The organism is Burkholderia sp. ABCPW 11 (assembly GCF_001523445.1).
Lineage (GTDB): Bacteria > Pseudomonadota > Gammaproteobacteria > Burkholderiales > Burkholderiaceae > Burkholderia.
Window position 1 is genome coordinate 52,004 of the sequence record NZ_LOVM01000048.1, and the last position, 11,652, is coordinate 63,655.

General features: G+C 68.3%; 10 protein-coding genes. 4 read left to right on the forward strand and 6 right to left on the reverse strand.

Features of this window, described 5'->3' with window-relative positions:
• Window positions 1–67 precede the first annotated feature (67 nt).
• From WS61_RS20495 to WS61_RS20525, 6 genes are all read right to left on the reverse strand, one after another.
• Window positions 68–1,597, reverse strand: coding sequence for an FAD-dependent oxidoreductase (locus tag WS61_RS20495; protein WP_059502902.1), 1,530 nt, complete (start codon window positions 1,595–1,597; stop codon window positions 68–70).
• A gap of 395 nt (window positions 1,598–1,992) precedes the next feature.
• Entirely contained in the window at window positions 1,993–3,417 is a 1,425-nt protein-coding gene (locus WS61_RS20505; RefSeq protein WP_059502906.1) for a PLP-dependent aminotransferase family protein, read from the reverse strand.
• Between the two features lie 369 nt (window positions 3,418–3,786).
• Window positions 3,787–4,035, reverse strand: coding sequence for a hypothetical protein (locus WS61_RS20510; RefSeq protein ID WP_059502908.1), 249 nt, complete (start codon window positions 4,033–4,035; stop codon window positions 3,787–3,789).
• Window positions 4,036–4,069: 34 nt separating this feature from the next.
• The gene (locus tag WS61_RS20515; RefSeq protein WP_059502910.1) at window positions 4,070–4,525 is read right to left on the reverse strand and encodes a DUF1269 domain-containing protein; all 456 of its coding nucleotides are present in this window, start codon (window positions 4,523–4,525) and stop codon (window positions 4,070–4,072) included.
• Window positions 4,526–4,609: 84 nt separating this feature from the next.
• Entirely contained in the window at window positions 4,610–5,062 is a 453-nt protein-coding gene (locus WS61_RS20520; protein WP_059502912.1) for a phosphate-starvation-inducible protein PsiE, read from the reverse strand.
• Window positions 5,059–5,436 carry a LysR family transcriptional regulator gene (locus tag WS61_RS20525; protein WP_059503037.1) on the reverse strand — a complete coding sequence of 126 codons (378 nt, stop codon included), beginning with the start codon at window positions 5,434–5,436 and terminating at the stop codon, window positions 5,059–5,061. Before WS61_RS20525 ends, WS61_RS20520 begins: the two co-directional genes overlap by 4 nt.
• A gap of 443 nt (window positions 5,437–5,879) precedes the next feature.
• Here WS61_RS20525 and WS61_RS20530 point away from each other — a divergent pair, with 443 nt between their 5' ends.
• The 4 genes from WS61_RS20530 (at window position 5,880) to WS61_RS20545 (ending at window position 11,622) form a co-directional block, all read left to right on the forward strand.
• Entirely contained in the window at window positions 5,880–6,929 is a 1,050-nt protein-coding gene (locus WS61_RS20530; protein ID WP_059502914.1) for a Dyp-type peroxidase, read from the forward strand.
• Window positions 6,922–7,737, forward strand: a complete 816-nt coding sequence (locus tag WS61_RS20535) for a family 1 encapsulin nanocompartment shell protein (protein ID WP_059502916.1) — start codon at window positions 6,922–6,924, stop codon at window positions 7,735–7,737. Before WS61_RS20530 ends, WS61_RS20535 begins: the two co-directional genes overlap by 8 nt.
• Window positions 7,738–7,841: 104 nt before the next feature.
• The gene (locus WS61_RS20540) at window positions 7,842–8,111 is read left to right on the forward strand and encodes a hypothetical protein (protein WP_059502918.1); all 270 of its coding nucleotides are present in this window, start codon (window positions 7,842–7,844) and stop codon (window positions 8,109–8,111) included.
• A 643-nt stretch (window positions 8,112–8,754) separates the two neighbouring features.
• The gene (locus tag WS61_RS20545) at window positions 8,755–11,622 is read left to right on the forward strand and encodes an ATP-dependent Clp protease ATP-binding subunit (RefSeq protein WP_059502920.1); all 2,868 of its coding nucleotides are present in this window, start codon (window positions 8,755–8,757) and stop codon (window positions 11,620–11,622) included.
• Window positions 11,623–11,652 lie beyond the last annotated feature (30 nt).

The following is an 11,652-nucleotide window of genomic DNA, read 5'->3' on the forward strand; positions in this document are numbered from 1 at the left end:
CGCGAACGCGGTTTTGAAACGTGCACGGACGTCGGGGCCCCTCTCGCCTCCATCGGCGGTTCGGCCGTCACGCGGCGGACATCTGCCGCTCGAGGGCGGCTTCGGCCTTCAGGCTGTCGAGATCGCGGCCGATCGTCACGACCGCGAGCCGCGTGTTGCCGCGCCAGTACCCAATCGTGCAATCGTGCGCACCGAGGTTGCCGTCGATTTCGACGCGATCCCATTGCTCCGCATGGCCGACATAGCGGATCGTCAGGTCGTACTGCTGACTCCAGAAAAACGGCGCGGCGTCGAACGGCCGCTGCTGGCCGAGCATGTTGCGCGCCGCGACGCTGCCCTGCCGCTCGGCGACGACCCAGTGCTCGACGCGAATCCGCTCGCCCGTGAGCGGATCGGGCCAGCGCGCGATGTCGCCGGCCGCGTAGATGTCGGGAGCGCTCGTCCGGAGGAAGCGGTCGACCGTCACGCCGCGTTCGACGGCGAGCCCCGCGTCCTGCGCGAGCCCGACGTTCGGCTGCACGCCGATGCCGACCACCACGACGTCGGCCGGCAGCACGTCGCCGCTCGACAGCGTCACGCTGTCCGGCCCGATCCGCGCGGGCGTCGCGCCGAGATGGAACACCACGCCGTGCGCTTCGTGCAGCGCCTTGATCGTGTCGCCGAGCGCATCGCCGAGCACGCGGCCCATCGGATGCGCATCGGGCGCGACGACGTGCACGTCGAGTCCGCGCGTGCGCAACGCGGCGGCCGCTTCGAGCCCGATGAAGCTCGCGCCGACCACCACGCAACGGCGCGCCGTTTTCAGCTTGCCGATCAGCGCATCGCAATCGGCGCGCGAGCGCAGCAGGCAGACGTGCGGCAGATCGGCGCCGGGCACGTTCAGCCGGTTCGGCTCGGCGCCGGTGGCGAGCAGCAGCGCACCGTATTCGACACGGCTGCCGTCGGCCAGCTCGACCGCCCGCTGCGCGGGATCGATGCGCACGACCCGCGTGTTGCAGCGCACGTCGATCCGCTGCTCGGCATAGAACGACGGCGCACGCAGCGGCAGCCAGTCGGCCTGAGCCGTGCCCGCGAGGTAATCCTTCGACAGGTTCGGCCGGTCGTACGGCGGATCGGCATCGGCGCTCAGCAGCGTGATCGAATGCGGATAGCCTTCCTGCCGCAGCGTCACGGCGGCCGCGATCGCAGCGGCGCCGCCGCCGACGATCACGACCGACGCTGGCAGCCCGGCTGCCTTCGGCGCAGACGGCACGGCGGCCGGCCTTGCATCGAATACGACGGCGCGGCCATCGCGCCGCTCGACGCGCCAGCACGTCAGCCCGTCGAGCGCCGGCGCGCGCTCCATCTCGCCGGTACGCAGGCAGAACGCCGCGTGATGCCACGGACAGCGAATCGTGTCGCCGATCAGCAGGCCCTGGGCCAGCGGGCCGCCGTAGTGCGGGCATTGCGCGCCCACCGCGAACAGTTCGTCAGCGCGGCGCACGAGCAGCACCGCCGCGTCGCCGACATGGCCCTCGATCATCGCGCCGTCGGCGAGATCGTCGAGGGCGATCCCTTGCGTGAGATCGGGTGAGGACGCAGCATCGCTTCCAGTCATGACGTGGCTCCCGGAAAGTCAGGTAACGATCCCATTATCGACGTCCGTCCTGAAAAGAACAGGTACAGACGCCCCGCAGCGCACGCAAACGCCGACTGCAGCGTGTACGCGATCCATGACCGGCGTAGCCCATGATCGACGTTGCGGCGCAACACGGCGGCCGCTCCGCGAGGGGCCGCCGCGCGACGCGCGCAAGCCGCGTGCCGCCTTCCCCCCGTCAAAGGGGCGCGTTGTCCGCGCTGGCGCGATGCGGGCGGCACGCTGGAGATCCTGCAATGCCGGTTCGACGGCAAGCCGATCCGCAACGAATGCCTGATCGTCGACGACGGCACGCTTGCATGCACTGGCGCGCAGTCGTACCGGCTGACATGACGACGCGCCGCGCGATGGTGCGCTCAGCCGACGCAGACTGCGGCGAGCTTGCCAACGACGATGACCGCACGCTCGATATCCGGCGACCATGGGCTGCTGTAATTCAGGCGGATGAAGTTCCGGTAGTTGTCGGTGATCGAGAACATGTAGCCCGGCCCGATCGTGATCCCCTGCTCCAGCGCGAGCTGATACAACCGCATCGCATCGACCTGCGCGGGCAACTCGACCCACAGCACGTAACCGCCTGCCGGGCTCGACATGCGCGTGCCTTCCGGAAAGAACCGCGACACCATCGCGCGCATCAGGTTCGCCTGCTGCGCATACGCCTTGCGCAAGCGCCGCAGGTGATGCTCGTAGCCGTCCCGTTCCAGAAACTCCGCGATCGCCAGTTGCGGCAACGACGGCGTCGCGAGCGTATTCAGGAACTTCAGTTTCTCGACCTGTTCGCGATAGCGGCCCGGCAGCGCCCAGCCGATCCGGTACGCGGCCGTCAGGCTCTTCGAGAACGACGAACAATGCAGCACGATCCCGCTACGGTCGTACGACTTCAGCGAGCTCGGATGCGTGTCGCCGAAATACAGTTCGTTGTACACGCCGTTCTCGATGATCGGCATCCCGGCTTTCGTTGCAAACTCAACCAGTTCGCGCTTGCGCTCGTCCGGCATCTGGAAGCCCAGCGGGTTCTGGAAGTTCGGCATCACCATGCACGCGGCGATCGGCTGCGACTTCGCGATCGCAGCCAGCGCCGCGATGTCGATTCCGTATTCCGGATGCGTGGCGACCTCGATCGCCTTCATCCCCATCCGCTCGATCGCATGCAGCATCGCGTAGAACGTCGGCGACTCCACCGCTATCGTGTCGCCCGGCTTCGCGACCGCCTGCAGGCACAGGTTGATCGCCTCCGTCGCGCCGACCGTCACGATGATCTCGTTCGGATCCACCGACATCCCGTTTTCCAGGTAGCGGCGCGCGATCTGCCGGATCAGCCGCGGGTGGCCCGGCGGCAACCCGTCGGTCACGCCCCACAGCGATTTGTCGCGGCCCGCCGCGTATGCGTAGCGATTGAGCTTCTCGAACGGAAACGGGCTCGGGTCCGGATACGGCGAACCGAGCGGCACCGCGTCGTCCGTGCCGATCGAGCGCAGCGTCGACAGTACGAGCCGGCTCACGTCGACCGACGACGAGATCGCGATCGGCTTCGACGGCCTCAGCTCGCGCACCGGCGCGTGACCGTCGTCGCGACGCAGGTTCACGAAATAGCCCGACTGCGGCCGGCTTTCGAGCAACCCGCGGCTCTCCAGCAACAGATACGCATGCAGCACGGTCGTGATGCTGATCCGGTGCTGCTGGCTCGCCTGCCGCACCGACGGCACACGATCGCCGTGTCGATATACCCCTTGCCGAATGAGTCGCTCTACGTCGTTTGCAAATTTCTCGTAGAGCTTCATCCGCCTCGCCCCGCCAGCGATGAACCGGCCTGCCCCGCACGAGCGGTACGGCCACGCCGACGCATGAAGCCGGATAGCCGTCGCCGGGCGCGGGTGTCCCGGTTCGGACCTCGTCCGTTACCGAAATTGAAGGCGAATAGCAATGCGAATCTCATCAAGACAAGGTTCGGCATCCTACTGCGTCATTTCGGCGAATGTAAGTGACAGTTTGGCGAGGAAAACTCAAATCCGGCCGGCGTGGTGAACAGATGCGTACACGACGGCGCGGCCGCACCGTGGCCGGTCGCCGCGCGCACGTCATCAAGTACCGCGGGTGGAGGAGGCGCCAGCGGTGGCGCGAGGCCCGGCCATGCGCGGGCTCGCTCGCGCTCAAGCGTCGTCGACGTTGTCCGCGTAGTGGTCGATCGCGACCTTGCACTCGTCGAACACTGCCGTCAGCAGCGCGACGTCGTTCGACTCGATCCACTTGCGGATCTGCAGGAACTGGCCGGTGCCGAGATCGGCGATGCGGTCCGGATCGTCGGTCGTCACGTCGACGACCGCGATCGCGCGGTTGCCGGGCAGCGGCGACAGCGTCGCCGCGATGTCGAAGCGCCGGTACGATTGATCGATGCGCATGCAATGCTCCCGAATCGGTTCGAAAGGGGCGCGCTCAATCGAGCGCCTGGCGAAAGACCTTGCCGCCGAATCCCGTCACGACGTTGTCGACCGAGAACGGCGTGTCCTCCTTCGCTTCGAGAATGACCGCGACGCTGCCGGGCACGAGCCGCGCCGCGACCGTCTCGACGAACGCACCGTCGAGCAGCGCATTGCCGGCCGCGTGCGCGAGAATGCCTGCGCCCGCGCCGGTCGCCATGCCGGTCACCACGCCGAGCGGCCCGGCGAGCAGGCCGAGCAACCCGCCCGCGATCGCGCCGATCACGCCGCCCTTGAACGGCCGCGATTCGGCGTCGAGCACCGCGAGCTTGCCGTTCGCATCCTTCTCGACGATGACGCCGTTCTCGATGTGGAATCCTTCATTCTTCTCCGACAGCGCGTCGAAATCGTTCGCGGCCTGCCGAGCCGTGTCGACGCCGCCGAACACGGCGACGATCAATTGCCTGGTCATGCGACACCTCGTGTGGTGGGATGAGGGTGGGGCTGCCGCGCCTCGCTCGGCGCGCCGCGGTTCGCTCCGAACGCCGTCCGCGCGTTACTTGCGGGCATGCAAGTCGTCTTCGACATCGTCGACGTCCGCCGGAAAGCGGTGCTGCCCGAAACTCAGGATCAGCACGCCCACCGCGAGCAGCACGATCCCGAAGGTCGTCATCAGCATCCGCTCGGGGCTGTCGGTCGCGCCGCGCAGGATCAGGTCGCGCGCGAGCGACGTCATCGCGATGAACAGCGGAAACCGCACCGGCAGCCGGCCGAGCCGCAGATAGCGCAGGTCCATCGCGAGCACTTCCAGATACAGGAACATCAGCAGCAGGTCGGTCAGCGACACTTCGCCCGCGAGCACGACCTTCCACGCTTCCTGCGCCATCGCGAACGCGGTCGCCAGCCCGATCACGACCAGCCCGGCCAGCTCGGCCGCGTGCAGGAAATGACCGAAGCGGCGACGAATGCGCTCGGCGGTCGTATCGGCGGATGCAGTGGACGTATTCAACGCGTTAACCGGTGCAGTGTCGTAGAGGGTGCGATCGATGCCGCGTCGCCGCGGCGAGGGGTCTCGGGTAACGGAAAGCCCGCGACGGGCGGGCCGGAAACCGTTGCGCACGCATCGGCTCCGCTCGCGCCGGTCGCCTGCGCGACCGCGGACAGCGTCCGCCGGCAACACGCGTAAAACGCGACGCCGGCATCGGTGCACACGACATCGTCGCCCGCGCGGTCCAGCAACAGCCGGCAGCCGAGATAGCGTTCGAGGCCATCGAGCCGCGCATCGACCTGCGCGACGTCGAGCTTCAGATCGGACGCCGCGCCGCGCAGCCCGCCATGCTCGACGATTGCACCGAAAATACGCATCGCTTCCAAAAGGTTCATCATGATGGCCGTCGTCGGGCGGAGCGGAATCTAATCTACTGCACGCGACACGCACGCTCAAGAGCACAGCGCCGCGGGCGCCAGGAGTACAGCTGCGCCGCCGCCGCACAAAACCCGGCCCTGTTTGATCCATTCGAATGACAGATCGTCGATACGTGTTCCAAAGACCCGCCGAAGCTGCTAGATTGCATGCTCGACGACGTTACGCGGTGCGGATGGTCCACGCGCCGGGCGAACGCGCGGCGCCACCGTCTGCCTTCCCTTCGCGCCCCGGGGGCGGCCGCCGCCGCTGCGGCCCGTTGCGCGATGCCCGCGCAACGTCCTTCATCCGCATGTCACACAGAGCACAGAGAACCGTCGCATGACACAGTTCAACCGTTCGCCTTCGCGCGCCGCGGCTGCCGCGGCCCGTCCGTCCCGACCCGACTGACCGGCAGCCCGCGATGCAGACGCCCCCTCCCCCGATCTCCCAGGCCGTTCACAGCACGATCACGCGCAGCGCGATCTTTCTCGTGGCGACGATCAATCCCGGCGCCGATCACGCCGACACGATCCGTTCGTGGTGCGGCGACATCGCCGCGCTCGTGCGCTCGGTCGGCAAGCGCGTACCGGGCGGCAACCTCACGTGCGTATGCGGCTTCGGCTCCGATGCATGGGATGCGCTGTTCGGCGAGCCGCGCCCGGCGTCGCTGCATCCGTTCCGCGAATTCGGTGCCGGCCAGCGCGTCGCGATCGCCACGCCCAGCGACATCCTGCTGCACATCCGCGCCGAAGCGATGGACCTGTGCTTCGAACTCGCGACGCAACTGCTCGGCGCGCTCGGCAGCGCGGTCACGGTCGTCGACGAAGTGCACGGCTTCCGCAATTTCGACCAGCGCGCGATGATCGGCTTCGTCGACGGCACCGAGAATCCGGAAGGCCGCGCAGCGGTCGACTTCACGGTGATCGGCGACGAGGATGCCGAATTCGCGGGCGGCAGCTACGTGCTCGTGCAGAAGTACCTGCACGACATGGCCGGCTGGAACGCACTCGCGGTCGAGACGCAGGAGCGCATCATCGGCCGCACCAAGCTGTCCGACATCGAGCTCGCGCCGGACGTGAAGCCGTCGTGCTCGCACAGCTCGCTCACCACGCTCGACGAGGGCGGCCGGGAAGTGAAGATCCTGCGCGACAACATGCCGTTCGGGCGCCCGGGCGCCGGCGAATTCGGCACCTATTTCATCGGCTATGCGCGCTCGCCGGCGCCGATCGAGCAGATGCTCGAGAACATGTTCGTCGGCCGCCCGCCCGGCAACTACGACCGCCTGCTCGACTACAGCCGCGCGGTCACCGGCTCGCTGTTCTTCGTGCCGTCGGCCGATCTGCTCGAAGCGCTCGCCGATCGTGCGGCGCCGGCCGCCGGCGCCGCCCAACCGGAATCCGCGCCGTCCGCCCCGCCGCGCGACGGCTCGCTGAACATCGGCTCGCTGAAAGGAACCCCGACCTATGAATAACCTGCACCGCGAACTCGCCCCGATCTCGTCCGCCGCCTGGGAGCAAATCGAGGAGGAAGTGGCGCGCACCTTCAAACGCTCGGTGGCCGGCCGCCGCGTCGTCGACGTCGACGGCCCCGCAGGGCCCGAGCTGTCGGCCGTCGGCACCGGGCACCTGCTCGACGTCGCCGCGCCGCGCGAGCAGGTGAACGCGCGGCTGCGCGAGGTGCGCACGATCGTCGAGCTGACGGTGCCGTTCGAGCTGAGCCGCGACGCGATCGACAGCGTCGAGCGCGGCGCGCGCGACGCCGACTGGCAGCCGGCGAAGGAAGCCGCGCAGCGGCTCGCGTTCGCCGAAGACAACGCGATTTTCGACGGCTACCGCGCGGCCGGCATCGTCGGCATCCGCGAAGGCACGTCGAACCGCCGGCTCACGCTGCCGGCGGACGTGAGCGCCTACCCGGACGCGATCAGCGACGCGCTGGAGGCGCTGCGCCTCGCCGGCGTCGACGGCCCGTACTCGGTCGTGCTCGGGTCGGACGCGTACACCGCGCTCAGCGAAGCGCGCGACCAGGGCTATCCGGTCCTCGGCCATATCAAACGCATCGTCAGCGGCGAGATCATCTGGGCGCCGGCGATCAGCGGCGGCTGCGTGCTGTCCACGCGCGGCGGCGATTACGAGCTGCACCTCGGGGAAGACGTGTCGATCGGCTACACGAGCCATACCGACAAGGGCGTCCGCCTGTACCTGCGCGAAACGTTCACGTTCCTGATGCTGACGAGCGAGGCATCGGTAGCCGTGGCGCCGCAGGACGGCGCGGCCGCCTGAGCGCGGTTGCCGGCGCGCGATGCCCGCCCGGGCGCCGCGCGCGACGGCCGCGCTGCCGGCCGCAGGTTCGTCGCCGATCCAGCCCATCTTGCACGGAGGATGTCATGAGCGAATCGAATGACGCATTACAGGCGCTGCAAGCGTCCGTCGCTACCCTGCAGCAGAAGGTCGATGCCAACGCGGGCGGCCAGGCCGGCGATACTGCCGTGCTGTTTACCGTCGTGTCGCTGATGCTGGCCGAGCTGCCGCCCGACACGCGCAACCTGATCGAGGATTCGTTTTCCGTCTGGGCCAATGGTCTGCCGAATGCGGCGCTGTCGGCCGACGTGAAGCGGATCGCACGGCAACGGCTCGCGATGACACTGTCGGACTGATCGCGGTTCACCGCGGTTGCGCGATGTCCGGCGCGTACCGTGCACCCCGCGCTCGCCTGCGCCGGCCCCATGGCGCGCACCGGCTGCGGTGCGCGCGGGGCCGCGCGTAACCGCCTCGCGCCCGCGCTGCGCGTCGCACTCCGGTTCGCTCGCCGCTTCACTCCCTGCTTTTCTCCCCGCTTTTCTCCTCCTTTCGCTCCCCGTTTGCCGGCTGCCGGCGCCCTGCGCGCCCATGTCGCACCGCGCCGTTCGCCCGCCGTCCTTTACCTCTTTCCCACCCCCCTCCACCGCCGGCTGCCCGCGCCGCCGTGCGCGCGCCCGTCTGTACTCCTTGCCGCCGAATCGCGCACCCGTGTGAGGGTGCAATTCACGGCCGGTCCGGCATGGAACTGTGTCTTGGATGGCCCGCGCCGATTCGCTATTTTGAACGCAGTCGAAGCGATGCCGTGGGCTCCTCTCGGCACGCGCGCTTTCCGCCCCGACCGCGACCGTGCGCCACGCCGGCGCGCGCTGCGCGATCGCGCGGGTGCGGCACGCGCGCCGCCGCGGTGCGTGCCGTGCCTGCGCGGTCGGAGCGCGTGAGCGCCGCACCGCATCGGGCTTCACCCTTCGCCCCACCTTCACCGACAGGAGCCAGACCACCATGCCCGCACTTTGCGATATCTGTCACGCCCGGCCGGCCGTCGCGCGCGCAACCGTGATGCAGGACGGCGAGCGCAAGACGATCTCGATCTGCGATTACCACTTCCGCCAGCTGATGCGGCATCAGAGCATGCTGAATCCGTTCGATTCGCTGTTGGGCGGCGGCGGGCCGTCGTCGTTGTTCGGCGGCCTCGGCGACGAATCGCCGCTCGCCGCCGAGATTCCGCGCGAATCGGTCGACCCGACCGACGCATTCAGCGAACAGACGCTCGAACTGCTGCAGCGCGCGGCCGAGAAGGCGCACGAGCTGCGCCGCAGCGAGCTCGATTCCGAACACCTGCTGTACGCGCTCGCCGACACCGACGTCTGCGCCGCGCTGCTGAAGGAATTGAAGCTGTCGCCGCAGGACATCCGGTCGTACATCGACGAGCACGCGCACACCGGCACGGCCGCGCCCGATGCGCCGCTCGACAAGCTGTCGATCTCGCCGCGCGTGAAGAAGGCCGTCCAATACGCGTTCCAGGCGTCGCGCGATCTCGGCCACTCGTACATCGGCCCCGAGCACCTGCTGATCGGGCTCGCATCGGTGCCGGACAGCGTCGCCGGCACGCTGTTGAAGAAATACGGCGTGACGCCCGAGGCGCTGCGCCAGAAAGTCGTGAAGGTGGTCGGCAAGGGCGCCGAGGATGGCCGGGTCGACGCGCCGACCGGCACGCCGAACCTCGACAAGTTCGGCCGCGACCTCACCGCGATCGCGCGCCAGGGCAAGCTCGATCCGGTGCTCGGCCGCGCGCAGGAAATCGAAAGCACGATCGAGGTGCTCGCGCGCCGCAAGAAGAACAATCCGGTGCTGATCGGCGAACCGGGCGTCGGCAAGACGGCGATCGTCGAAGGGCTCGCGCAACGGATCGTCAACGGCGACGTGCCCGAAGTGCTGCGCGACAAGCGGCTCGTCGAAGTCAACATCAACTCGATGGTGGCCGGCGCGAAGTATCGCGGCGAATTCGAGGAACGCGCGAAGCAGCTGATCGACGAAGTGACGGCGAAGCAGGACGAACTGATCCTGTTCATCGACGAGCTGCACACGATCGTCGGCGCGGGCCAGGGTGGCGGCGAAGGCGGCCTCGACATCGCGAACGTGCTGAAGCCCGCGCTCGCGCGCGGCGAGTTGAGCCTGATCGGCGCGACGACGCTCAACGAATACCAGAAGTACATCGAGAAGGACGCCGCGCTCGAGCGCCGGTTCCAGCCCGTGTTCGTGCCGGAGCCGAGCGTCGAGCAGACGATCGTGATCCTGCGCGGGCTGCGCGACAGCCTCGAGGCGCATCACCAGGTGACGTTCGCCGACGACGCGTTCGTTGCGGCCGCCGAATTCGCCGACCGCTACATCACGTCGCGCTTCCTGCCCGACAAGGCGATCGACCTGATCGACCAGGCCGCCGCACGCGTGCGGATCGGCGCGACGTCGCGCCCGATCGACATTCAGGAAGGCGAAGCGCAGATCGCGCAACTGAAGCGCGAGCAGGACTATGCGACCTCGCGCAAGCGCTTCGACGAAGCCAAGCAGTTCGAAGAGCAGATCAACGCGAAGCAGAAGGCCGTCGACGAGATGATGGAGGCGTGGCAGCGCAAGACCGGCTCGGAGACGCTCGAAGTGACCGTCGAATCGGTAGCCGAGGTCGTGTCGCGGCTGACCGGCATCCCCGTGTCCGAACTCACGCAGGAGGAACGCCAGAAGCTGCTGAAGATGGAAGAGCAGCTGCGCGAGCGCGTGGTCGGCCAGAGCGATGCGGTGGTCGCCGTCAGCGATGCCGTGCGGTTGTCGCGCGCGGGGCTCGGCCAGACGCACCGGCCGATCGCGACGTTCCTGTTCCTCGGGCCGACGGGCGTCGGCAAGACCGAGCTCGCGAAGGCGCTGGCCGAGACCGTGTTCGGCGACGAGCAGGCGATCATCCGCATCGACATGTCCGAATACATGGAGCGCCACGCGGTCGCGCGGCTGATCGGCGCCCCGCCCGGCTACGTCGGCTACGACGAAGGCGGCCAGCTCACCGAGCGCGTGCGACGCCGCCCGTACAGCGTGATCCTGCTCGACGAGATCGAGAAGGCGCATCCGGACGTCTACAACGTGCTGCTGCAGGTGTTCGACGACGGGCGTCTCACCGACGGCAAGGGGCGCGTGGTCGATTTCAGCAACACGATCATCATCGCGACCAGCAACCTCGGCGCGGCGATCATCATGGACAACCTCACGCAGCCGGAAGCCGCGCGCAAGACCGACAAGGCGATCCGCGAGGAACTGATGCAGGTGCTGAAGGGGCATTTCCGGCCCGAGTTCCTGAACCGGATCGACGAGGTGATCGTCTTCCATGCGCTGTCGAAGGACGACATCCGCGCGATCGTGCGGATCCAGCTCGACCGCGTGGTGCGCACGGCCGCCGCGCAGGACATCACGCTCGTGATGGGCGACTCGCTCGTCGCGCACCTGACCGAAGCCGGCTACCAGCCGGAATTCGGCGCGCGCGAACTGAAGCGCCAGATCCGGCAGACCATCGAGACGCGACTCGCGAAGGAGATCCTCGCCGACCGGCTGAAGTCGGGCGACCGGTGCGAAGTCGACTACGACAAGGACAGCGACGAAGTGAAGTTCAACAAGCTCGCCGCGCCTGAAGCGATGGACGCCAAGGTAGCGAAAGGCACGAAGGACGCGAAGCAGGACGCCGACGGCAAGCCAGAAGCGAACGGCAAAGCCGGCAAGGCTGCCAGGGCAGCCGGCGACGGGAAGCCGGACGACACGCCTGCCGACGCCCCGCCGCCCACGGCGAAGCCCGGCAAGAAGTCGTCCGGGGCGAAGAAGGACGCCCGCTAGAAAAACGCATGCCCCGCCGCCCGGGGCACG